The 21,997-nt window shown below is 63.3% G+C and carries 21 protein-coding genes and 1 tRNA gene; 16 read left to right on the forward strand and 6 right to left on the reverse strand.

Features of this window, described 5'->3' with window-relative positions:
* Positions 1–70: 70 nt before the first annotated feature.
* A complete protein-coding gene (locus O7B34_RS04635; protein WP_337145046.1) occupies positions 71–1,066 on the reverse strand; it encodes an aldo/keto reductase in 996 nt (331 codons plus the stop codon).
* Between the two features lie 96 nt (positions 1,067–1,162).
* Between O7B34_RS04635 and O7B34_RS04640 the strand changes: the two genes are divergently transcribed.
* From O7B34_RS04640 to O7B34_RS04660, 5 genes are all read left to right on the forward strand, one after another.
* Entirely contained in the window at positions 1,163–2,053 is an 891-nt protein-coding gene (locus O7B34_RS04640; protein WP_337145047.1) for a LysR family transcriptional regulator, read from the forward strand.
* 52 nt (positions 2,054–2,105) lie between these two features.
* Positions 2,106–2,675: a cytochrome b gene (locus O7B34_RS04645; RefSeq protein WP_337145048.1), complete on the forward strand. Its 570-nt coding sequence runs from the start codon at positions 2,106–2,108 to the stop codon at positions 2,673–2,675.
* 69 nt (positions 2,676–2,744) lie between these two features.
* The gene (locus tag O7B34_RS04650; protein WP_337145049.1) at positions 2,745–3,320 is read left to right on the forward strand and encodes a YceI family protein; all 576 of its coding nucleotides are present in this window, start codon (positions 2,745–2,747) and stop codon (positions 3,318–3,320) included.
* Positions 3,321–3,442: 122 nt separating this feature from the next.
* Positions 3,443–4,429: a Gfo/Idh/MocA family protein gene (locus tag O7B34_RS04655; RefSeq protein WP_337145050.1), complete on the forward strand. Its 987-nt coding sequence runs from the start codon at positions 3,443–3,445 to the stop codon at positions 4,427–4,429.
* Between the two features lie 109 nt (positions 4,430–4,538).
* Positions 4,539–6,197: an FAD-binding dehydrogenase gene (locus O7B34_RS04660; protein ID WP_337145051.1), complete on the forward strand. Its 1,659-nt coding sequence runs from the start codon at positions 4,539–4,541 to the stop codon at positions 6,195–6,197.
* 65 nt (positions 6,198–6,262) lie between these two features.
* Here the strand turns inward: O7B34_RS04660 and O7B34_RS04665 are convergent.
* Together O7B34_RS04665 and O7B34_RS04670 are read right to left on the reverse strand one after the other, a co-directional pair.
* Positions 6,263–6,339 (reverse strand) — tRNA-Arg (locus tag O7B34_RS04665).
* A 250-nt stretch (positions 6,340–6,589) separates the two neighbouring features.
* The gene (locus O7B34_RS04670) at positions 6,590–8,077 is read right to left on the reverse strand and encodes an ATP-binding protein (RefSeq protein WP_027143859.1); all 1,488 of its coding nucleotides are present in this window, start codon (positions 8,075–8,077) and stop codon (positions 6,590–6,592) included.
* A 277-nt stretch (positions 8,078–8,354) separates the two neighbouring features.
* Between O7B34_RS04670 and rpmH the strand changes: the two genes are divergently transcribed.
* From rpmH to O7B34_RS04715, 9 genes are all read left to right on the forward strand, one after another.
* Positions 8,355–8,489 (forward strand): 50S ribosomal protein L34, encoded by a 135-nt coding sequence (gene rpmH, locus O7B34_RS04675; RefSeq protein ID WP_008833937.1) that lies wholly within the window; start codon positions 8,355–8,357, stop codon positions 8,487–8,489.
* A 14-nt stretch (positions 8,490–8,503) separates the two neighbouring features.
* A complete protein-coding gene (gene rnpA, locus O7B34_RS04680; RefSeq protein WP_027143858.1) occupies positions 8,504–8,857 on the forward strand; it encodes a ribonuclease P protein component in 354 nt (117 codons plus the stop codon).
* A 14-nt stretch (positions 8,858–8,871) separates the two neighbouring features.
* The gene (yidC, locus tag O7B34_RS04685; RefSeq protein WP_337145052.1) at positions 8,872–10,692 is read left to right on the forward strand and encodes a membrane protein insertase YidC; all 1,821 of its coding nucleotides are present in this window, start codon (positions 8,872–8,874) and stop codon (positions 10,690–10,692) included.
* A gap of 405 nt (positions 10,693–11,097) precedes the next feature.
* The gene (locus O7B34_RS04690; protein ID WP_140716266.1) at positions 11,098–11,316 is read left to right on the forward strand and encodes a hypothetical protein; all 219 of its coding nucleotides are present in this window, start codon (positions 11,098–11,100) and stop codon (positions 11,314–11,316) included.
* Positions 11,317–11,372: 56 nt separating this feature from the next.
* The gene (locus O7B34_RS04695) at positions 11,373–13,340 is read left to right on the forward strand and encodes a protein-L-isoaspartate(D-aspartate) O-methyltransferase (protein ID WP_337145053.1); all 1,968 of its coding nucleotides are present in this window, start codon (positions 11,373–11,375) and stop codon (positions 13,338–13,340) included.
* A gap of 214 nt (positions 13,341–13,554) precedes the next feature.
* Positions 13,555–14,115 carry a fasciclin domain-containing protein gene (locus tag O7B34_RS04700; protein WP_337145054.1) on the forward strand — a complete coding sequence of 187 codons (561 nt, stop codon included), beginning with the start codon at positions 13,555–13,557 and terminating at the stop codon, positions 14,113–14,115.
* A gap of 354 nt (positions 14,116–14,469) precedes the next feature.
* Complete coding sequence (locus tag O7B34_RS04705) at positions 14,470–15,108, forward strand: CatB-related O-acetyltransferase (RefSeq protein WP_337145055.1); 639 nt, start codon at positions 14,470–14,472, stop codon at positions 15,106–15,108.
* Positions 15,105–15,764: a ribosome biogenesis GTP-binding protein YihA/YsxC gene (gene yihA, locus O7B34_RS04710; protein ID WP_337145056.1), complete on the forward strand. Its 660-nt coding sequence runs from the start codon at positions 15,105–15,107 to the stop codon at positions 15,762–15,764. The genes O7B34_RS04705 and yihA overlap by 4 nt, the downstream gene beginning before the upstream one ends.
* Positions 15,765–15,835: 71 nt before the next feature.
* On the forward strand, positions 15,836–16,537 hold the full coding sequence (locus O7B34_RS04715; protein WP_337145057.1) for a hypothetical protein: 702 nt from the start codon (positions 15,836–15,838) through the stop codon (positions 16,535–16,537).
* Here O7B34_RS04715 and O7B34_RS04720 read toward each other — a convergent pair.
* Positions 16,534–17,346: a tetratricopeptide repeat protein gene (locus O7B34_RS04720; RefSeq protein WP_337145058.1), complete on the reverse strand. Its 813-nt coding sequence runs from the start codon at positions 17,344–17,346 to the stop codon at positions 16,534–16,536. The two genes, O7B34_RS04715 and O7B34_RS04720, sit on opposite strands and share 4 nt — an antisense overlap.
* 140 nt (positions 17,347–17,486) lie before the next feature.
* Positions 17,487–18,206: a TetR/AcrR family transcriptional regulator gene (locus tag O7B34_RS04725; RefSeq protein ID WP_337145059.1), complete on the reverse strand. Its 720-nt coding sequence runs from the start codon at positions 18,204–18,206 to the stop codon at positions 17,487–17,489.
* A gap of 127 nt (positions 18,207–18,333) precedes the next feature.
* On the opposite strand from O7B34_RS04725, the gene O7B34_RS04730 reads away from it, so the two are divergent.
* Complete coding sequence (locus O7B34_RS04730; protein ID WP_027143848.1) at positions 18,334–19,524, forward strand: HlyD family secretion protein; 1,191 nt, start codon at positions 18,334–18,336, stop codon at positions 19,522–19,524.
* A gap of 74 nt (positions 19,525–19,598) precedes the next feature.
* Complete coding sequence (locus O7B34_RS04735; protein ID WP_337145060.1) at positions 19,599–21,191, forward strand: DHA2 family efflux MFS transporter permease subunit; 1,593 nt, start codon at positions 19,599–19,601, stop codon at positions 21,189–21,191.
* A gap of 118 nt (positions 21,192–21,309) precedes the next feature.
* Here O7B34_RS04735 and msrB read toward each other — a convergent pair whose 3' ends face one another.
* The gene (gene msrB, locus O7B34_RS04740; protein ID WP_337145061.1) at positions 21,310–21,813 is read right to left on the reverse strand and encodes a peptide-methionine (R)-S-oxide reductase MsrB; all 504 of its coding nucleotides are present in this window, start codon (positions 21,811–21,813) and stop codon (positions 21,310–21,312) included.
* Positions 21,814–21,997 lie beyond the last annotated feature (184 nt).

A 21,997-nucleotide genomic window follows, 5' to 3' on the forward strand; every position in this document is an offset into this window, starting at 1 on the left:
TAATATCCAATCTCCCCCCTTGAGGGGGAGATGTCCGGCAGGACAGAGGGGGCGCCTCGCGCCTATCTATCTACCCATTCACCAGCGCCAGCAGCTCCTCGGTATAGCGCTTGCCCATCACCTTGTCGGGCGACAGCGCATCGCCTATCGATGCCACCTCGGCCGCGCTCAGCTCAATTCCGGCCGCCGCGGTGTTCTGCTCCAGATGGCGGATTTTTCGGGCACCCGGGATCGGAACAATAAAGTCGCCCTGGTGCAGTACCCAGGCTAGTGCCAGCTGCGCCGAGGTGACGCCCTTTTCGGCCGCCATCTTATCCAGCGTGGCGATCACCTTGGCATTGGCGGCCATGGCATCGGCCTGGAAGCGCGGCAGGCCACGGCGCCAATCGTCGTCGCTCAGGGTCTCCGGCTTGGCGATCGTGCCCGTGAGCAGGCCACGGCCGAGCGGGCTGTAAGGCACGAAGCCGATGCCGAGTTCGCGGCAGACGGCAAAGACATCGTCTTCCGGGTCGCGGCTCCACAGCGAATATTCGCTCTGCACGGCCGCGATCGGGTGCACCGCGTGTGCCCGTCGGATGGTGGCCGCACTCGCCTCCGACAGGCCCAGCGCCCGCACCTTGCCCTCGCGCACCAGCTCGGCCATGGCGCCGACCGTATCCTCGATCGGCACGTTCGGGTCGACACGGTGCTGGTAGTAGAGGTCGATGACATCGGTGCCGAGCCGCTTCAGCGAGGCCTCGGCAACAGCCTTGACGTGCTCGGGACGGCTGTCGACACCGGCCATCCGATCCATGCCGGTGCCTTCCTCCAGGATCTTGAAACCGAATTTGGTCGCGATCGTCACCTTGCCGCGAACCGATTTCAGCGCCTTGCCGAGCAGGATTTCGTTCTCATAGGGTCCGTAGACTTCCGCCGTGTCGAAGAAGTTGACACCGATCTCGACGGCGCGGTGCAAGGTGGCGATCGCCTCGGCTTCCGGCTGGCCGCCGTAGGCAAAGCTCATGCCCATGCAGCCAAGGCCGACCGGGAAGACTTCGAGTTCAGTTCCTAGCTTGCGAGTTTTCATCACGCATCTCCTTGTTGTGATGCGGCAGACATAACGGCTTGCAGTCCGTTCGATAATCGGCTCTTCTTCGTACGGGTCGTTCCAAGAAATAGATCAATGAACCGAGCACATCTCTCACAGCTTGCGGTACTGGCAACCGTTGCCCAATGCGGCAGTTTTCGCGGTGCGGCCAGGGAACTGGCTATCGCGCCTTCGGCGGTTAGCCATGCGGTCTCCAGCCTGGAAGCACGGCTTGGCGTGCGCCTTTTGGCGCGCAGCACGCGCAGTGTCGCTCCGACCGAGGAAGGCGCGCAGCTGCTGGAGCGATTGCGCCCGGCGCTTTCCGAGATCGATCTGGCGCTGGAGACAGCCGTCGAGGCGCGCGATCGGCCTGCCGGAAACCTGCGGCTCAGCGTGCCACGCACGTCAGCGCATCTGGTGCTGACGCCGCGGCTCAGCGCCTTTGCGTCAGCCTATCCCGACATCGTGCTGGAGATCGTCATCGAGGATCGCTTCACCGACGTGGTGGAAGGCGGTTTCGATGCGGGTGTGCGGCTCGGCGAAAGCCTGCAGCGCGACATGATCGCGGTGCGCATCGGGCCGGACATTCGTGGCGCCGTGGTGGGCGCGCCATCCTATTTCGAGACAAGCCCCAAGCCGCGCCATCCACGCGATCTCGCCGACCATCGCTGCATCCGCTTCCGCTTCTCCAGCGGTGTCCTCTACCGCTGGGAGTTCGAGAAAGACGGCGAAGAGGTCGAGATCGCGGTGCAAGGACCGCTGATCCTCGACGAGGACCATCTGATCGCTCAGGCCGCCGTCGGCGGCACCGGCCTTGCCTTCGTCTTCGAGGAGTATGTCCGCGCGCCGCTTGCCGACGGCCGGCTGATCCGCGTCCTGGAGGACTGGTGCCCGTTCTTCGACGGTTTCTTCGTCTACTATCCGAGCCGCCGGCAAATGCGGCCGGCGCTGAGGGCTTTCGTCGACTTCTTCAAGGTGAGCGGGTAGTCCACCCTCCCCAAGGGTGGAAGAAACCCAGCCTGGCAGTCGTTCGCCTCCCATGCAGACCATCACCAACACCGCGACCCGCTATGGCTGGGCAACCATCGTTCTCCACTGGCTGATCGGGGTTATCTTCATCGGCCAGTTCATACTCGGCTTCGTCATGGTCAGGACCCAAAGCCAACGCACGGCCTTCGAGCTGATCCAGCTGCACAAATCCCTGGGCTTTCTGCTGCTTGGCCTCGTCATCCTGCGTATCGCCTGGCGGCTCGGCAATGCGGTACCGCCCTTGCCGTCTTCTGTCGGCGCGTTGGAGCGCCGCTCGGCGCCGCTGGCACATCTGGCGCTCTATGTATTCCAGCTCGCCCTGCCTCTGTCCGGATGGGCGCTGGTGTCGGTTTCGACGCTGGAAATCCCCAGCATGCCGTTCAACCTGTTCGTCATGCCCAACCTGCCGCTGCCCGAATCCGACGCCGCCGAAAGTTTTTGGGCGTCGGCGCACTGGTATCTCGCCTATGCCGGCATCGCGCTCGTTGCGCTGCATGTCTGCGCGGCCCTGCGCCACCATTTCCTACTGCGTGACAGCGTGCTCACGCGCATGATCACGCCTTCGTCAGCCGGGGAATAGAACGGGCGTTGGTCTCGTTTGTGAGGTGAGGACGCCAGAGAGCGTTGCCTCCTAACAAGGAACAACCCAATGCGTGCGCGAATCCTCGGATTGGCGGCTGCCGCCGCCTGCCTTGCCATGCCAGTCCATGCGGCAGTCGTGCTTAGCGATGCTGCCGGCAACTATACGATCAGCCAGGCTGGTTCCGCGATCCGCTTCACCATCGGCAAGGCCGGCGGCGGCGGCTTCGACGGCGCCTTTGCCCGTTTCAAGGGCACTATCCGCATCGACAACAAGGATGTCGGTCGCTCCAAGGTCGACCTCACCATCTATCCCGAAAGTGTCGGGACCGGCCAGGGCCGCATCGATGCCTTCCTGCGTTCCGACGCGGTGTTCGACGCGGCCAACAGCCCCGAAATCCAGTTCCGCTCGACCGGCGTGACCCGCACCGGCGACACGACGGCGATCGTCACCGGCCGGCTGACGGCGCGCGGCAAGACGTTTCCGGAAAAATTCACCGCCGAGCTCGACGGGTTGAAGGGTGGCACGATAAAATTCCACGTCACCGGCAAGGTGCTGCGCTCGCGCTACGGCATGGATGTCGGCACGCCGCTCTATTCCAACGTCGTCGATTTCGACATGACGCTGACGGGGAAAAGGGGCTAAGCGCGGCTGCGGTACCTGGTTTCCTCGCCCACTTTCGTGGCGCGAGGAACAGAGCACCCGCATTGGCTTTTCCACCGATTTCAGGCAAACCTCCTTGCTTGAAATCGATATGGAGAAGCGTGATGTTCCGATGGGGTGTGTTGTCGACGGCCAAGATCGGCCGGGAGCAATTGTTGCCGGCGATCGTCGGGGCGGAAAACGGCGTGCTCTCGGCGATCGCCAGCCGCGACCCGTCGAAGGCCAAGGCATTGGGCGACCGCTTCGGCGCGCGCCACGCCTTCGGCTCCTATGAGGAGTTGCTCGCTTCCGACGAGGTCGACGGCGTCTATATCCCGCTGCCGACCTCGCAGCACGTCGAATGGACGGCCAAAGCCATCGAAGCCGGCAAGCATGTGCTGGTCGAAAAACCGCTGGCGCTCGACGCCAAGGACATCGCGCCGCTGATCAAGCTGCGCGACGCCAGGAAGGTGCTGGTCTGCGAAGCATTCATGGTTATCTATCATCCGCAATGGATCAAGGTGCGTGATCTGATCGCCAGCGGCGCCATCGGCCGGCTGCGCCATGTGCAGGGCGCTTTCTCCTACTACAATGTCGATCCCAACAACATGCGCAACAAGCTTGATCTGGGCGGCGGCGCGCTGCCCGATATCGGCGTCTACCCGACCGTGTCGACGCGCTTTTCGACCGGCAAGGAGCCGCTGCGCGTGCAGGCGACGATCGAGCGCGACAAGACATTCGGCACCGACATCTATTCCTCGATCCGCGCCGATTTCGGCGATTTCGAACTGTCCTTCTATTTGTCGACCCAGATGGCGGCACGCCAGGTGATGGTGTTCCACGGTGAGAAGGGTTTCATCGAAGTGTTCTCGCCCTTCAATGCCGGGCTCTACGACCATCACCGCGTCGAACTGCACAACCAGAACCACACCGAGGCGCAGGTGTTCCGCTTCCCCGGCACGCAGCAGTACAGGCTCGAGGTCGAAACCTTCGCGCGGGCGGCACTTGGCGGCAAGGAGCGGGTCTTCACGCTCGAAGAATCCGTGCTCAACCAGAAAGTCATCGACGCCATCTTCCGCGCCGGAGACACAGGCGGCTGGGAGACCGTCTGAGCCATTGTTTGACGCAATTCCCTAGGGAGAGCGCTACGCGCTTTTCCCGGGAAAACCGCCTCACACACTTCCTGGAATTGCTTGCTTAGCCGGTTAACTGAGAGGAAAAATGGCTGACGACGCGGATGTGATCATTGTCGGCGCCGGCCTTGCGGGGCTGGTTGCCGCCGCCGAGCTTGCCGAGGCCGGCAAGAAAATCATCATCGTCGACCAGGAGCCGGAGCAATCGCTGGGCGGTCAGGCGTTCTGGTCGTTCGGCGGGCTTTTCCTCGTCGATTCACCGGAGCAGCGGCGCATGCGCATCCGCGACTCCCATGATCTGGCGCTCGAGGACTGGATGGGCACCGCCGCTTTCGACCGGCCGGAAGACCACTGGCCGCGCAAATGGGCGGAGGCCTATGTCGGCTTTGCCGCCGGCGAGAAGCGCTCCTGGCTGATCGAGCGCGGCCTGAAGTTCTTTCCTGTCGTCGGCTGGGCCGAACGCGGCGGCGGCAATGCCATCGGCCACGGCAATTCGGTGCCGCGCTTCCACGTCACCTGGGGTACCGGCCCCGGCGTGCTGGAATCTTTCGTGCTGCGCGTGCGCGAGGCGCAAAAGCGTGGATTGATCGACTTCAGGTTCCGCCATCGTGTCAATGCGCTGACGCGAACGGGAGCAGCCGTGACCGGGGTACAGGGCGATATCCTGCAGCCGAGCACTGCCGAGCGTGGCCGCAAGAGCTCGCGCGAAGTATCAGGCGATTTCGAGCTTCATGCCCAAGCCGTGATCGTCGCCTCCGGCGGCATCGGCGGCAATCACCAGCTGGTGCGGGAAAACTGGCCCAAGCGGCTGGGCAACGCGCCGAAGCGCATGATCACCGGCGTGCCGGACCATGTCGATGGCCGCATGCTGGCCATATCGGAACAGGCCGGCGGCTCGATCATCAACCGCGACCGGATGTGGCATTATGTCGAGGGCATCAAGAATTGGGCGCCTATCTGGACCGATCACGCGATCCGCATCCTGCCCGGCCCGTCCTCGCTGTGGCTCGATGCGCGTGGGAAACGCCTGCCGGTGCCGCTCTATCCCGGCTTCGACACGCTTGGCACGCTCAGCCACATCATGAGCACCGGCTTCGATTATTCCTGGTTCATCCTGACGAAGAAGATCATCCAGAAGGAATTCGCGCTGTCGGGCTCGGAGCAGAACCCCGATCTGACGGGAAAAAGCTGGCGCCAGGTGCTCGGCCGCGCCACGTCGGGCATCCCCGGCCCCGTCAAGGCGTTCATGGAAAAGGGCGAGGATTTCATCGTCGAGGCCGAATTGCCAAAGCTGGTCGCCCGCATGAACGCGCTGGCCGGCGGCGAACCGCTGCTCGATGTGGCAGGGGTCGAGCGCGAAATCCGCGCCCGCGACAGGCAGCTCGACAATCCGTTCTCCAAGGACATGCAGATCACCGCGCTGCGCGGGGCGCGGGCCTATCTCGGCGACCGGCTGATCCGCACGGCAAAGCCGCACAAGATGCTCGACCCCGCGAACGGACCGCTGATCGCGGTGCGTCTCAACATCCTGACCCGCAAGACGCTGGGCGGCCTGCAGACCGATCTCGACAGCCGCGTGCTCGGACCCGACGGCCAGCCGGTGCCGGGCCTCTATGCCGTCGGCGAAGCCGCTGGTTTCGGCGGCGGCGGCGTGCATGGTTACGCGGCGCTCGAAGGCACGTTCCTGGGTGGCTGCATTTTCTCGGGCCGCGGCGCCGGCCGGGCGGCGGCACGCTCGGTGGGGTGAAGCGGCAGCGGCTTGCCCGCTCGGCCGAGCCGTTGCCATCGACGAACTGCAGTCTAGGAAAGTTTTGGCGCGCCCGAAGAGATTCGAACTCCTGACCCCCAGATTCGTAGTCTGGTGCTCTATCCAGCTGAGCTACGGGCGCGCATCAGGCCATGTTTTCGACGGCCCCGCGATCCGGTCCGAAAGACCGGCCGCGAATGTGTGCAGTTCCCTAACGACTGAATTTACGAAAAGCAAGCCGATCCGGCAAAAGTTTTGTCGCAAGCCTGTCACGCGGCGATGCCGGCGCCGATCCCGGCACTTCGAGCCGCTGTGGGGCCGGCCTAAATCCAGACAGCGGACGATCGGGAACGGTTGGGGAGAGCGACGGGGGAAGGCACGGCACGAAACCCTCAGGCCGGGCGGCGCAGGCCACCACGGGCCTGGTCGAGCCGCACCGGCTGGTCGGGGATGGTGACGGCGAATGTGGTGCGCCCGCCGATCGATTCGACCAATTCCACCGTGCCGCCATGCGCCCGGATCAGTTCGTGCGCGATCGCAAGGCCAAGGCCGGTGCCGCCGCTGCGCGCCGAGCCGCGAAAGGCCGCGAACAGGTTTTCGCGCGCCTTCGGCGGCAGGCCGGGACCTGTGTCGGTGACAGCGATGCGGCTGACACTGCCCATGCGCTCGGCCGAGACCGCCAACCGCCGCACCACGGCGCTTTCGGTGTCGGCCGCCATCGCCTGCACCGAGTTGCGGCAAAGATTGGTGAGCACCCGGAAGAGCTGGTCGGAATCGGCATCCACCTCGAAAGCCACCTCGACGGCGTTGATGAACTCGATGCCCTCCTCGATGTCGAGCAGGCCGTGCACGTCCTCGACCAGTTGGCGCAGCCTCACCCTGCGGCGCGAAGGCGGCGGCTCCTGCGTGCGGCCGTAATGAAGCACACCCTCCGAATAGGAGACGGCGCGGTCGAGCGCGCGCAACAGTTTTGGCGCGAAGGCCTGCACGGTCGGATCCTTGACCTGGCGCAGGCGGTCCGACATCAGCTGGGCCGAGGCCAGGATGTTGCGCATGTCGTGGTTGATCTTCGATACCGCCAAGCCGAGGTCGGCAAGATGCTTCTGCTCGGCCAGCATCCTTTGCAGCCGCTCCTGCATCTGCGACAGCTCGCGCTCGGCCACGCCGATCTCGTCGGCGCGGTCGGCGGGGTGAATGATCCGCCCGGGATCGTCGGGAGCCTCGGAAAAGGACAGCATCGAGCGCGTCATGGTACGGATCGGGCCGATCATGATCAGGTCGATCGCGGCATAGACCAGCATGGCCGTGAACAGCGAGATCAGGAGCGAGACGAAGGCGACGTTGCGCGAGTAGATGAGCATGGCCTTGCGCAGGGAATAGTCCGGCATGATCAGCTCGAACTCCTTGTCGCTGTCGCCGACCGGTCCGAAAACGCGCAGCATCCTGTCGCCGCCGAAAAACAGCGTGTCCAGCGCGCCGGTCATGCCCTTGACCATGCCGACGCTGGCGAGATCGATGTGTTCGTCGACCTGCGGCGGCATGTCGGCCACCACCAGAAGCCGCGAGACGCCGCCATCGCGCACCGCGATCGCCTTGGCGCCGATGGCCATCAGCACGTCATTCTGGGCCGTGCGCGACAGCGACGTCGAATCGCCCTGCACCAGCACGATCGACACGGCGGCGGCCGTGCTCAGCCTCTCCTTGAGCCAGCTCAGCCTGTAGCTGGCGATCCAGGGCAGGAAGATCAGCACTTCGGCCAGCAGCACGAAAACGATGGTGAGCAGCAGCAGTTTGGTCGACAGGCCGCGCGACAGGGGTACGGTGCGGACAGCGGCTGGCGCCGTTCCGGTCCCTTCCCCTGCTTGGCTGGCTTCGCTCATGCGACTCGATCTTCACAATCACTTGATCAGCCAAGATTAGGCGATTACGGCTTTTTTGCCAATTTCTCCCTTGGTCGGAAAAATAGATGCTCCAAAAGAGGTGCGTCTTTAGCGCGCCGACGCCGGATTGACTTCCAAAACCCTTCTTTCTATAAGCCCGCTCACGCTCGGGCCATTCGTCCCGGCGCGGTTTCGATCGCGCCAAAACCGGCCCGGCAAAGCTCCTGTTACAAAGTGACAGAATCAAGAAGGGCCGCACCCCGCGGTATTAAAACAAATGAAGCGTACCTACCAACCGTCCAAACTCGTCCGCAAACGCCGGCACGGCTTCCGTGCCCGCATGGCCACCAAGGGTGGTCGTGGCGTCGTCGCAGCTCGCCGCAACCGCGGCCGCAAGCGGCTCAGCGCCTAAGCGAGACGAGATCGTTGCCCGCAACCGGCAAGCCAGTGGGGCAAAATCCCAAGCGGCTTCTGAACCGCGCGGAATTCCTGGCCGTCCGTCGTGGTGAAAAGCGACGCGGACGGTTTTTCCTCGTCGAGGTCCTCGACCGCGGCGACGGCGGGGTGCCGCGCGTCGGCTACACTGTCACCAAGAAGGTCGGCAACGCTGTTGTGCGCAACCGCGTCAGGCGGCGGCTGAAAGAGGCCGTCCGCGTCCATGCGGCAGATGACATGGTGCCCGGCAATGATTATGTCATCGTCGGGCGCGATGATGCGCTGCGCGCGCCTTTCGGCCAGTTGAAGGCCGAACTCTCCCGCCGACTTCGCGGAACACGATAGGCCAAGGGCTCTCGATGGAAAACAACCGGAACTTCTTCATCACCATCGCATTGTCGGTGCTGATCCTGGCGGTATGGCAGTATTTCTACGTGCTGCCGCGCAGCGAGGCCCAGCGCGAGGCCGCCAAGATCGAGCAGCAGCGCGTCGAGGAACAGAAGAAGGCGGCCGAAGCGGCCAATCCGGGCGCATCGACGCCGGCCCCAGGCACAACCGCCCCGGGCGCCATTCCCAACGCCCCCGGAGGTGATGTCGTCACCGCTGCCGGCCGCGATCAGGCGCTGGCGGCATCCAAGCGCGTCAAGATCGACACGCCGAGCCTCGAGGGCTCGATCAATTTGACCGGCGCGCGGCTCGATGACCTCAAGCTCAAGCACTACACCGAGACCGTCGACAAGAATTCGCCCGAGATCGAGCTGCTCAACCCGCAGGCTCTGCCCACGGGCTATTTCGCCGAGATCGGTTTTGTCGGCAACGACAAGACCGGCGCGGTGCCGGGTGCCGAAACGGTGTGGAGCGTGGACGGCAATCCGACGCTGACCCCGTCGACGCCGGTGACGCTCACCTACACCAACGACAAGGGCCTGACCTTCAAGCGCACCTTCTCCGTCGACGTCAACTACATGTTCACGGTGTCGGACACGGTGCAGAATTCCGGCTCGAGCGCGGTTTCGCTGTTCAATTACGGCCGCGTCACGCGCTACGACAAGCCGGCCGTCGCCAGCACCTATGTGCTGCATGAAGGCCTGATCGGCTTCACCGGCGCCGAAGGCCTGCAGGAACACAAATACGCGTCGGTCGAGAAGGACAAGCAGTACCAGCCCGGCAAGTCGACCGACGGCTGGCTCGGCATCACCGACAAATACTGGGCCGTCACGCTGGTGCCGACCGAGAAGCAGCCGTTCCAGCCGCGTTATGCCTATTTCGAGGACGGCCGCCATCGCTACCAGTCCGACTTCCTGACCGACCCGATCAATGTCGAGGCCGGCCAGTCGGCGACCGTCGAGACCGAGGTCTTCGCCGGTGCCAAGGAAGTCGCCAAGATCAACGCCTATGCCGAAGACCGCCACATCAAGCGGTTCGACCTGCTGATCGACTGGGGCTGGTTCCACTTCATCACCAAGCCGATGTTCTGGCTGATCGACACGCTCTACAAATTCCTCGGCAATTTCGGCCTGGCGATTCTCGCCACCACCGTCATCGTCAAGGCGCTGTTCTTCCCGCTCGCCAACAAGTCCTACGCGTCGATGGCGAACATGAAGAAGGTGCAGCCCAAGATGCTCGAGATCCGCGAGAAATACGCGGACGACAAGATGAAGCAGCAACAGGCGATGATGGAGCTGTACAAGACCGAGAAGATCAATCCGCTCGCCGGCTGCTGGCCGGTGGCGCTGCAGATTCCGGTCTTCTTCTCGCTCTACAAGGTGCTCTACATCACCATCGAGATGCGCCACGCGCCGTTCTTCGGCTGGATCCAGGATCTGGCCGCGCCCGATCCGACATCGATCTTCAACCTTTTCGGGCTGGTCCCAGTCACGCTACCGCACATGCTGATGATCGGCGTCTGGCCGCTGATCATGGGCGTCACCATGTTCCTGCAGATGCGCATGAACCCGACGCCGCCGGATCCGACGCAGGCCGCGATCTTCACCTGGATGCCCGTCATCTTCACCTTCATGATGGCCGGGTTTCCAGCGGGTCTGGTCATCTACTGGGCCTGGAACAACACGCTGTCGATCCTTCAGCAGGGCGTGATCATGAAGCGCCAGGGCGCCAAGATCGAGCTGTGGGACAATCTGGTGGCGCTGTTCCGCAAGAAACCCTCGCCGGCGGAATAGCCGGCGCCTTTTTGGCAAAAAAGAGCCCGCCCGGTAGACTGAACCGTAAGTGGGCGGTTTAGACAGGGGTGGATTTGACGGCTGGGTCCTGTGTTCCACAGGGCTCAGCCTTTTAGTTTCAGTGATGCAGCTAGTTTCAGTGATGCAGCGTGCGATGCCGTGGTCCGGCACGCGATAGGGACCAGGGACCGAACCGGCATTTTCCTGGCCTCCCCTCGCTGCCGGCAAATCAGCCGCACCTCGCTGCTGCCGGATTGCCCCGCATGGAACTTATCCTGCGTTCAAGAGTTCGCGCAAAAGGCTTCCTAAAGCTCCCGCGTGGGAGGATCAGGTCGACGCGTCTGTCCAAATTCAAGGCAGTGCAGCGGATCGGCCTCATCATGCTACTTGCAGCGAGGCATTCCGATGAGCAGCAACATTCACCCAAAGACACGCAAGCCCTCCGACAAGGATTTGAAGCAGAATCCCGGAATTGGCGCCTCCAGGGGCACGATCAAGGGTGGCAATCTTCTCGACGAGGACGAGGAACTGGACGGCGAGAATACTTTCAAGGGAGATGTCGATAACGACACCACGCCGCAAGGCGGGGTCAATCCCCGGCAGACCGGGCGAACCAACGAATAGGAGCCTGGCACGACCGGCGTCGAGCGTGCAGAGGATCGCCCTGATTGGAGGCTGTCATGCTGGATTTCGAGCACGCCAGGCATCGGATGGTGGAGGCGCACATCGCGCGCCGCGGTGTGCATGACAAGCGGGTTCTGAATGCGTTGCGCCGGGTCGCGCGGGAGCAATTCGTCGACAAGGGTTTTGAGGAATTCGCCTATGAGGACAGCCCGCTGCCGATCGGCAGCGGACAGACGATCTCGCAACCCTTCATCGTGGCGAAAATGGCTGAGATGGCCGAGATCGAGGCGACCGATCGCGTGCTGGAAATCGGCACCGGCTCGGGCTACGCGGCAGCCGTACTGGCCGAACTTGCTGAACACGTTTTCACCATCGAGCGGCACCGACCGCTCGCGCAACAGGCGGAACGGCGGCTCAATGCCGCCGGTTACCGAAACATCGAAGTCAGGGTCGGCGACGGCACGAAAGGCTGGCAGGAAAAGGCACCCTTCGACGCTATCGTCGTCGCGGCCGCCGGCAAGTCCATTCCTCTCGACTTGCAGGAGCAGTTGGAGATCGGCGGCAGGCTGATCATTCCGGTCGGTGAGGACCCTTACTCGCAGCGCCTCGTTCGCCTCACGCGGATTGCGGCAAACAAGTTCGAGGAGGAGGATCTCGGTGGTGTCATGTTCGTGCCGCTGATCGGCGAGCATGGCGGGCACGAGGAAAACGCGCCGTCGGCGCGCGAGGTACGCCCACCTTCATTGCCGCGGCAAATCGCGGGGGCGGCCGAAGATTTGCCGCCGATCGACGATCCGGCCTTCGGCGCAATGTTCGACCGGTTCGGCAGCCGGCGCGTTGTCCTGCTCGGGGAAGCCAGCCACGGCACTTCGGAATTCTATCGTGCCCGCGCGGCTGTCACGCGACGCCTCCTCCAGCGACACGGGTTCACCATCGTGGCAGTAGAGGCGGACTGGCCGGATGCAGCACAGATCAACCGGTATGTGCGCGCAGAGGAACGGCAGTCGGAGGCGCAGCCGTTCCAGCGCTTCCCGACCTGGATGTGGCGCAACACCGAGGTGTCCGAATTCATCGGCTGGCTGCGCAAGTACAATCAGGACGTGCCCGATCACGCGAAGGCAGGCTTCTACGGACTCGATCTCTACAATATGAGCGGCTCGATCGCCACGGTGCTCGCCTATCTAGACAAGGTCGATCCCGAAGCGGCCGCCGTAGCGCGCGAGCGCTATGGCTGTCTGATGCCCTGGCAGAACGAGCCCACCACCTACGGGCGCGCGGCGCTGCGGCCGGGCTACAGAACCTGCGAAGAGGCCGTGGTGCGACAGTGCATGGATCTGTTCGAGCGATCCATGGCCGAAGGCGACGGCGCTCTCCTCGACGCCAAACAGAGTGCACGTCTGGTCGCATCGGCCGAGCGGTACTATCGCGTGATGTATTATGGCGGCGCCGAGACATGGAACCTCCGCGACCGGCACATGTTCGAAACGCTCGATCAGCTTCTCGAAGCGCATGGACCGGATTCGAAGGCCGTGGTGTGGGCGCATAACTCGCATATCGGCGACGCGCGGCATACCGTCATGGGTACCGTCCGCGACGAGTTGAACATCGGCCAGCTCTGCCGGGAACGCTTCGGCGCGCGGACGGCGCTGATCGGTTTCGGAACAGATACCGGTACTGTCGCCTGTGCCTCGGATTGGGACGGTGAGATGGAGGTGAAGGACGTGAATCCTTCGCTGCCGAACAGCTTCGAGCGACTGTGTCACGACAGCGGCAAACCATCGTTCCTGCTGGATTTTGGGCGCCATGGCCAGCTCGGCGACGATCTGGCGGCGCCGAGGCCGGAACGCTATATCGGCGTCATCTACCGGCCGGAGACCGAACGGCTCAGCCATTACATGGACTCGTCCGTCTCCCGCCAGTTCGACGCCTTCGTCTGGTTCGATCGAACGTCCGCTGTTACGCCGCTCAGCATGTCGGCCGACAGCACCGGCAAGGTACCGGATACATTTCCGTTCGGCATCTGAATGTCCGGAACTCGATGCCAGTGCATTGGCGGGTCAGACTGTCCTCAACCGCACGGCCTGTCGAAAACGCCTGGCTCGTCCGGGCTTTTTCTCTGGGGCGGGCATCGTTCACGTTCCCGTGATCGGCGAAACTGAAAGCGCTCGCGTGGCGTGACTGCTTGTGCGTTTCCAAAGGCTATCAATTCCGATCAGCCCTCACCCGGAGGAAGACCACATGCGCTTGCCCACATTCAGGACCATCGCCATATCAGCCCTTGTCGCCGGCATGGCGATTTCCGCTCCCGCCCATGCCAAGAACCCGAATGTCGGCGGCGCGCCGATGTACGCCACCAAGAACATCGTCGAGAACGCGGTCAAGTCGAAGGACCACACGACGCTGGTCGCCGCCGTCAAGGCGGCCGGCCTGGTCGACACGCTGCAGGGCGCTGGCCCCTTCACCGTCTTTGCCCCGACCAACGAAGCCTTCTCGGCACTGCCGAGCGGCACGGTCGACACGCTGCTCAAGCCCGAGAACAAGGACAAGCTCACCAAGGTGCTGACCGCGCATGTCGTGGCCGGCAAGATTTCCGGCGCCGAGATGATGGAGAAGGCCAAGGCGATGGGCGGCAAATACGAGATGAAGACCGTCTCGGGCGACACGCTCACCGCCGAGATCAAGAAAGGCAAGCTCTACATCATGGACGAGTCCGGCGGCGAGGCGAAGGTGACGATCGCCGACGTAAACCAGTCGAACGGCGTCATCCACGTCGTCAACAAGGTTCTGTTGCCGAAGTAGCGGCTTCCGGCGAAAAGGGGGCGTTGGCGGATCGTCGGGGCCTTCTCGGTCCGCCATCCCCGCCTCATGACGAGGTGCCATGTTTCTTGGAAAGCCCTGTCGGCGAAGCCGGGGTCCTGTCCCTCACACCTTCGTGCTGCCGCCCGGAGCGTCGAACGTTCAGGTCTATCAGGGCAGTGGTTTCGACAGGCGCGCTATCCAACCCGATCGTGATCCGCCACGGCAACAAATCAGCTTGTCCGCCACGGAAGACTCGCTCCCCGGCCGATTGGTGCTATAGGGCGGATCACGCTATTTTGAGCAGGCGCCTCCGGTCACGGATGCGCCTGTCTGCCAGTTCCCGGACGAAACCACATGAACGGACCCAACCCCGGCATCAAGCACCCGATCCCGATGCACACGCGCGTCGGCTTCCTGAAACCGCTGGTGACAGTGCCGAATATCGAGATCGGCGACTTCACCTATTATGACGACCCGGACGGGCCGGACAAATTCGCCGAAAAATGCGTGCTGCATCACTATCCCTTCATCGGCGACAAGCTCATCATCGGCAAATTCTGCGCCATCGCCGAAGGCGCACGCTTCATCATGAACGGCGCCAACCATGCCATGTCCGGCTTTTCGACCTATCCGTTCAACATTTTCGGTCATGGCTGGGAAAACGGTTTTGACCCGGCGACCTGGTCGAAGGAAGTGCGCGGCGATACCGTGGTCGGCAGCGATGTCTGGATCGGCATGGAGGCGGTGGTCCTGCCTGGCGTGGAAATAGGCCATGGCGCCATCGTCGCCGCCAAATCGGTGGTGACGCACGATGTGCCGCCCTATGCGATCGTCGCCGGCAACGCGGCGAAAGTGGTCAAGATGCGTTTCGACGACAGGACGATCCGGCGGCTGCTGGCGGTGGCATGGTGGGACTGGCCGGTGGACAAGGTCGGCCGCAACCTCGACGCCATCAGGGGCGCCGATATCTCTCTTCTGGAGGCAGCAGCTTGAACGTTCCCAACAGCACCGCGATCGGCACCGACCTGTTCACGCGCGGGTGGATCTTCATCCGTGGTGTGCCGGCCATGAAGTTCCTGCCGCCGGAAGGGCCGCCCGAAATCGCCTTTGCCGGCCGCTCCAATGTCGGCAAGTCGTCGCTGATCAATGCGCTGGTCAACCAGAAGGGGCTGGCGCGCACCTCCAACACGCCAGGGCGCACGCAGGAGCTCAACTATTTCGTGCCGGACGGGTTTTCCGGCGAGGGCGCCGACCTGCCGCCAATGGCACTGGTCGACATGCCGGGCTACGGCTATGCCACCGCGCCCAAGGAGAAGGTCGACGAGTGGACGAAGCTGGTCTTCGATTATCTCAAGGGCCGGGTCACGCTGAAGCGGGTCTACGTACTGATCGATGCCCGCCACGGCATCAAGGCCAAGGACGACGAGGTGCTGTCGCTGCTCGACAAGGCGGCGGTGTCCTACCAGATCGTGCTGACCAAGACCGACAAGATCAAGGCCGTCGGCGTGCCGCGGCTGATCGAGGAGACGCTGGCCAAGATCAAGACGCGTCCGGCGGCGTTTCCGTTCGTGCTGGCGACCTCATCCGAAAAAGGCGAAGGCCTCGAGGAGCTGCAGGCCGCGATCGTGCTTGCGGCCAATGGCGGCTAGTCGTCCTACGCGATCCGTTGACCGCCCCCTGGCAATCCGTCAACATCGCAATGCCGTTCGAGGGCAACCGGATGCGTATCGTTTTTCGTTGTGATCCCGCGCTTGCCGAAATGCTGCCCCGGCCGGTTCCCGCGCGCGGCGTCCTGCCCGACTGGCTCCGCAAGATGCCTCCGAAAGCCTATTCGGAAATCCATGGGCGAGAGATCAGGACGGTAAAACAGTGTCCGCCCTTCGTCGATGCCATGACGCATGGCTTCATGATCCTGCTGCCATGCGACGTGACCGTTGAGAACGGGGCCTTTGAATGGCGGTGGGACATCACCGAGCCGTCAACGAAGGGCCACCCGCGTTCGCCGCTCAGCTTCCATGTCGCCGAACAGCTCGCCGGCGCACCGTTGTCGAATGGGCTGGCGGCCATAAAATTCAACAGTTTCTGGACGATCGAGCTGGAGGAAGGCTGGTCCCTCTTCGCCACCCATCCGGTCAACCGCGATGATCTTCCTTTCCGCCTGGTGACTGGTGTCGTCGATTCAGATCACTTCCAGGACGCCGGCATCAATTTCCCGGCGATTTGGACCGACCAGGGTTTCTCCGGCGTGCTGGCGAAGGGCACACCGGTTGCGCAATGCTTTCCCGTGCCGCGCGCCGCGCCCGAACTTGTCTTCGAAAGCTTCGATGCCGTGCGCAAGGCCTCCTATGAAAAAACCGTCGCCGATGTTCTTGCCGAACCCGGCGTCTACCGGAAGCAGTTTCGCGTAAAGCGCGCCCGCTAACCTCCAAGCAAGCCCTTCAACGTTTCGCGATCGATCCAAAGCTTGCCGTGCGGCGCTGACGTCAGGGCCATCGCGATGATGCCGAAGGTTGTGGCGCGTTGCTCGTAGGCCGTTCGATAGGCCTCGATCGCGGCGTCCATGTCGCCCGCTTCCTGAAGCACTACCCCCAGATTGACCGCCGCCTCGGCGTTGTCGGGGCGTATCTCCAGCGCTTTGCGATAGGCGGCCGCTGCCCCCGCATGATCATGCAGATCCTGCCTGACAAGGGCGAGGTCGAACCACGCCGATGCAGGCGCGTCTCCCTTTACGGCCCGCTCCAGCAAAGGTGCCGCATCGGCGGGCATTCCGTCCTCGAACAGCATGCGGCCCAGGCGCGCTGCCGCCTCCGCCGACAAGGGATCGGCAAGTGTCACCTGTCGCCACAGCTCGAGCGCCTGGGTCCGGTCGCCTGCCTCATCAAGTGTTCGCGCCTGCTCGATGAGCACAGCGGCGCCAGGCGCCAATTCGGCCGCGCGTGAGAAATGGAACAGCGCTTGGTCAAAATCCCGTGCCGCCCGCGCCAAGCGACCGGCGAGCAATTGAGCGGATGCGTTGTCAGGCCGGATCGCCAGACTTGCCTGAATATGGGCGCGGCCTCCCGATATCTCTCCCTTGGCGAAAAGAACGGCAGCCATAAGGTGGTTGAGGGCAGGGTCGTCGGCCGCCTGGCGAAGAGCCTCCACGCAAAGCAGGCGTGCCTGCTCGTGGCGACCGGCGTTGAAGTCCGCCACGATGCGTCGCATCTCATTCTGGAGCTTCGGAACGCCCATCCGGATCTGCCTTCACACTCACGAACGAGAACCATTCCCGCGGAACGATCGGTTCCACCCAGATCCAGACGTTGACGCTCAGCGCTTTGAGGTCAAGCCGGCCTCCGCAAAAAAATGGACGGCCGTTTCGGATAGTCCTGTCAGGATGAATGTAAGGTCTTTTCTCCCTCTGCCAGCCTTTCGGTGCCGTAGGCTTTCAGAAACATGTCGACGCCCGACCTGACGATGTGGTCGATCTCGTCCTGGGGCGGGGCCTTGGTGCGGTAGGCGAAGATGCACTGCCGGAAAAGACCGGCCAGGCACAATTCGGTGAACTGATAGGCTGCGAGATCGACATCTTCGATCTCGAGCAGGCCGCGTTCGATGGCGGCATTGAGGAAAGTCACGACCTTGTCATGGCCGCGCTTGGGCCCGCGTTCGTAAAAACGCGCGCCCATGTCCGGTATCCTGTCGGAGGCGCCGATAACCGTACGCTGCGCCTGGATGACCCTGGCCGAGGTGATCTTCATGGACAGCACCTTGCCGAACTTGACCAGCGTCTGGCGCAGGTCATCGGCGCGGTCGAGCATGTCGTACATGTTCTTGAAGATGGTGCCGCGCTCTTCCTCGATCAGCGCCTCGAACAGCTCTTCCTTGTTGGCGAAGTAGACATAGATGGTGCCCTTGGAGACGCCAGCCTCGCGCGTGATGTCGTTCATCGAGGCGGCCTCGAAGCCCTTTTCAATGAAGACACGACGGGCGCCGTCGATGATCTGGCTGCGCTTGACCGGGTCCTGTCCAGCCGCCGGCCGGCCGCGGCGCAGACCTTCCAGCAGGTCTTCGCACGGGTCGGTCTCGGCGTTGCCCACAGTCTCATCCATATAAGTCGCACCTCGAAATAATTCGAACCACCCGGTTCGATTTCCTCTTGATATGGTCCTCTTTACGCGCTATGTCAACGGCCAGATCGAACCGAACGGTTCAGTATTATAACATTAGAGAGATGTCATGTCCTCGAACACGCCCGCCACCGCCGAAGTCCGCCCTTTTCCCAATGCCAAGGTCGCCCCGGCGACGGAAGCGCCCGATGTGCATGTCCAGCCGGCTGTCGCACCGCCGCCGGAGGCTGAAGCTCCGGCCAAGAAGAAGCGTTCGGTGCGCTCCTTCCTGCTGCCGATCATCGGCCTTGCCCTTTTGAGCGGCGGCGCCTGGTACGGCTATGATTACTGGACCACCGGCCGCTTCATGATCTCGACGGACGATGCTTATGTCCAGGCCGACATGTCGTTCGTCTCGCCAAAAATTTCCGGCTATGTCGATCAGATCCTGGTCAGCGAAAACCAGCAGGTCAAGGCCGGTGATCCGCTGCTGACGATTGATGCCGGCGACTACAAGATCGCTGTTGCCCAGGCCGAGGCGCAGATCGCCACACTGGCCAAGACGCTCGACCGCATCGACGCGCAGACCAAGGCCGCGCAGGCCTCCCTGCAGCAGGCACAGGCGCAGAAGGTCGCCGACCAGGCCGCCGCCGACAATGCCGGCCGTGCCCAGCAGCGCGCCGCGCAACTGGTCAAGACGCATGTCGGCACGCAGGCACAGCTGGACGACGCCCAGACCGCGCTCGACCAGGCTAAGGCCGCGCTCGTCGGCGCCGATGCGCAGATCGCCGCCGCGCAGGCCAATATCGGCGTGCTCGAGGCGCAGCGCGCAGAATCCGCCAGCACGCTGGCATCGCTGCAGCTCGGCCGCGACAAGGCCGCGCGCGATCTCTCCTTCACCGTGCTCAAGGCGCCCTATGACGGCGTCGTCGGCAACCGCTCCGTCGAACAGGGCGATCTGGTCAGCCCCGGCCAGAAGCTCGCCGTGGTCGTGCCGATGGACAAGCTCTATATCGTCGCCAATTTCAAGGAGACGCAGCTAGCCCGGCTCGTGCCTGGCGAAAAGGTCAACATCGCGGTCGACGCCATCGACGGGCACCCCATCCAGGGGACCGTCTCCTCGCTGGCTCCAGCGTCAGGCGCGGTGTTCTCGTTGCTGCCGCCGGAAAACGCCACCGGCAACTTCACCAAGGTGGTGCAGCGCGTGCCGGTCCGCATCGAGGTGCCGGCCGACGCGCTGAAAACCGGCAAGCTGCGCGCCGGCTTGAGCGTCGTCGTCGCCGTCGACAGCCGCACCGCGCCTGCGGCGACCAGTAACTAATCGCTTTTCGGAGGGCGGCTTGGTGGCTGATTGAAGCACCGAGCCGCCCGGCCTGCCTCAAGGAGGCCCAGGACATGGCAACCGCAACCATCACCGCAGGATCGCCGCCGGCGATACCGGCCGCGCCCGACACCATCTCGACCCGACGCGTCATCGCCTTCCTGGCGATGGTGTTCGGCATGTTCATGGCGATCCTGGACATCCAGATCGTCTCGGCCTCGCTGGCCGAGATCCAGGCCGGCCTCAGCGCCAGCTCCGACGAGATACCGTGGGTGCAGACGGCCTATCTGATCGCCGAGGTGGTCATGATCCCGCTGTCGGGCTTCCTCAGCCGGATGCTGTCGACGCGCGTGCTGTTCACCGTCGCGGCCGCCGGCTTCACCGCGGCCAGCGCCCTTGCCGCGACCGCCACCAACATCGACCAGATGATCGTCTACCGCGCCGTGCAGGGTTTCATCGGCGGCGGCATGATCCCGAGTGTCTTTGCGGCGGCCTTCACGATCTTCCCGCCCTCGCGCCGCGCCATCGTCTCGCCGATGATCGGCCTGGTGGCGACACTGGCGCCGACCATCGGCCCGACCGTTGGCGGCTATATCAGCCACGCCTTTTCATGGCACTGGCTGTTCCTGGTCAATGTCGTACCGGGCATTCTGGTCGCGACCGCGGCCTGGTCGCTGATCGATTTCGACAAGCCCAATCTCAAGCTGTTCTCGAAGTTCGACTGGTGGGGCCTCGCCGGCATGGCCGCCTTCCTCGGCTGCATGGAGTATGTGCTCGAGGAGGGTCCGAACAACGACTGGCTGCAGGACCAGGCCGTGTTCATCTGCGCCATCGTCATGACCATCGGCGCGGTGATCTTTTTCTGGCGTGTCTTCACGGCCGAGGAACCGATCGTCGACCTCAAAGCCTTCAGCAACATCAATTTCGCCTTCGGCTCGCTGTTTTCCTTCGTCATCGGCATCGGCCTCTATGGCCTGACCTATCTCTACCCGGTCTTCCTCGGACGCATCCGTGGCTACGATTCGATGATGATCGGCGAAGCGCTGTTCGTCAGCGGTCTGGCCATGTTCTTCACCGCGCCCATCTCCGGCATCCTGTCGAGCAAGATGGATCTGCGGCTGATGATGATGATCGGCCTGTTCGGCTTCGCCACCGGCACCTGGTGGATGACGCATCTGACCGCCGACTGGGATTTTTACGAGCTGCTCATCCCGCAGATCCTGCGCGGCTGCTCGATGATGCTGTGCATGGTGCCGATCAACAATATCGCGCTCGGCACCTTGCCGCCGGACCGGTTGAAGAACGCGTCCGGACTATTCAACCTCACCCGCAACCTTGGCGGCGCCGTCGGTCTTGCCATCATCAACACCGTGCTGATCGATCGCAATGCCTTCCACTATGCCCGGCTCTCCGAGCACGTGCAGTGGGGCAGTGCCGCCGCGCAGATCAAGCTGCAGAACATGACGCTCAATTTCGAGCAGACCACCGGCCTGGATGCCACAAGTGCGGCGATCTCCAAGCTGTCGGGCATGGTCCACCAGCAGGCGGCGCTGCTGTCCTTCATGGATGTGTTCTATCTGCTGACCGTACTGTTCGGGACGCTGGGGTTCTTCACCATGCTGATCAGGAAGCCGGGCGCGCCCGGTGGTGGCGGCGGCGGGCACTGAAGCAAAGAAAAGTGGGCAGCGATTTCGGGAAGCTCCTCCAGTCCACGCCCGAAAAAGCTCTGACCACGCAAAAAACTCCGGGCCGCAAAGCCCGGAGTTTTTTATTGCCTTGATATCGTCAGGCGGTCGCCGGCTTGAAGGTCAGCGCCACGCCGTTGATGCAGTGGCGCAGGCCAGTCGGCGCCGGACCGTCGTCGAAGACATGGCCGAGATGACCGCCGCAGCGGCGGCAATGCACTTCGGTACGGGTCATGCCCAGCGACCGGTCCTCGGTCTTGCCGATGCCGTTGGCGATCTCCTGCCAGAAGCTCGGCCAGCCAGTGCCGGAATCGAATTTCGTCTCAGAGGGATAGACCGGCAGGTCGCAGCCGGCACAGGCGAAGATGCCCTTGCGGTGTTCGTTGAGCAGCGGGCTGGTGCCTGGATACTCCGTGCCTTCCTTGCGCAGCACGTTGAAGGCGGCCGGCGACAGGATGGCTTTCCATTCGTCGTCTGTCTTGGTGATCTCGAATTTCTCGGCGGCTTGTGCGGCCTGCGGGCTGCCCATGCGCAGCATCGTTGCCGCGGCCCCGACGACGCCAATAGCGGCGGCACCACTCAAAAGAAAGTCGCGACGGTTCATGACCAGTTCCTCCTGTCGTCTGTTTTGCCAAACTATGCCGCCGCCCGAAAGTCAAAAACCGGTGACGGTTGCCCCCAAAACGGAGACTCCGCGCCGTACACGGTTGACCGTGGGCGGCACGGAGCATTCGTGTCGATTGCGGATCAGCGGAGCGAGACGACGCAATCGACGGAGGGCTCTTGCA

Origin of the sequence: Mesorhizobium sp. Cs1299R1N3 (genome assembly GCF_037179625.1) — a bacterium.
Lineage (GTDB): Bacteria > Pseudomonadota > Alphaproteobacteria > Rhizobiales > Rhizobiaceae > Mesorhizobium > Mesorhizobium salmacidum.

Excerpts from the sequence above, each read along its gene's own strand:
- O7B34_RS04700 (WP_337145054.1), top strand. The coding sequence starts at position 13,555 with ATGCGCTTGCCCACATTCAGGACCATCGCCATATCAGCCCTTGTCGCC.
- O7B34_RS04720 (WP_337145058.1), bottom strand. The coding sequence starts at position 17,346 with ATGGGCGTTCCGAAGCTCCAGAATGAGATGCGACGCATCGTGGCGGAC.
- O7B34_RS04705 (WP_337145055.1), top strand. The coding sequence starts at position 14,470 with ATGAACGGACCCAACCCCGGCATCAAGCACCCGATCCCGATGCACACG.
- O7B34_RS04645 (WP_337145048.1), top strand. The coding sequence starts at position 2,106 with ATGCAGACCATCACCAACACCGCGACCCGCTATGGCTGGGCAACCATC.
- O7B34_RS04655 (WP_337145050.1), top strand. The coding sequence starts at position 3,443 with ATGTTCCGATGGGGTGTGTTGTCGACGGCCAAGATCGGCCGGGAGCAA.
- O7B34_RS04715 (WP_337145057.1), top strand. The coding sequence starts at position 15,836 with ATGCGTATCGTTTTTCGTTGTGATCCCGCGCTTGCCGAAATGCTGCCC.
- O7B34_RS04725 (WP_337145059.1), bottom strand. The coding sequence starts at position 18,206 with ATGGATGAGACTGTGGGCAACGCCGAGACCGACCCGTGCGAAGACCTG.
- O7B34_RS04640 (WP_337145047.1), top strand. The coding sequence starts at position 1,163 with ATGAACCGAGCACATCTCTCACAGCTTGCGGTACTGGCAACCGTTGCC.
- O7B34_RS04650 (WP_337145049.1), top strand. The coding sequence starts at position 2,745 with ATGCGTGCGCGAATCCTCGGATTGGCGGCTGCCGCCGCCTGCCTTGCC.
- msrB (WP_337145061.1), bottom strand. The coding sequence starts at position 21,813 with ATGAACCGTCGCGACTTTCTTTTGAGTGGTGCCGCCGCTATTGGCGTC.
- rpmH (WP_008833937.1), top strand. The coding sequence starts at position 8,355 with ATGAAGCGTACCTACCAACCGTCCAAACTCGTCCGCAAACGCCGGCAC.
- O7B34_RS04695 (WP_337145053.1), top strand. The coding sequence starts at position 11,373 with ATGCTGGATTTCGAGCACGCCAGGCATCGGATGGTGGAGGCGCACATC.
- O7B34_RS04635 (WP_337145046.1), bottom strand. The coding sequence starts at position 1,066 with ATGAAAACTCGCAAGCTAGGAACTGAACTCGAAGTCTTCCCGGTCGGC.
- O7B34_RS04735 (WP_337145060.1), top strand. The coding sequence starts at position 19,599 with ATGGCAACCGCAACCATCACCGCAGGATCGCCGCCGGCGATACCGGCC.
- O7B34_RS04660 (WP_337145051.1), top strand. The coding sequence starts at position 4,539 with ATGGCTGACGACGCGGATGTGATCATTGTCGGCGCCGGCCTTGCGGGG.
- yidC (WP_337145052.1), top strand. The coding sequence starts at position 8,872 with ATGGAAAACAACCGGAACTTCTTCATCACCATCGCATTGTCGGTGCTG.
- O7B34_RS04730 (WP_027143848.1), top strand. The coding sequence starts at position 18,334 with ATGTCCTCGAACACGCCCGCCACCGCCGAAGTCCGCCCTTTTCCCAAT.
- O7B34_RS04670 (WP_027143859.1), bottom strand. The coding sequence starts at position 8,077 with ATGAGCGAAGCCAGCCAAGCAGGGGAAGGGACCGGAACGGCGCCAGCC.
- O7B34_RS04690 (WP_140716266.1), top strand. The coding sequence starts at position 11,098 with ATGAGCAGCAACATTCACCCAAAGACACGCAAGCCCTCCGACAAGGAT.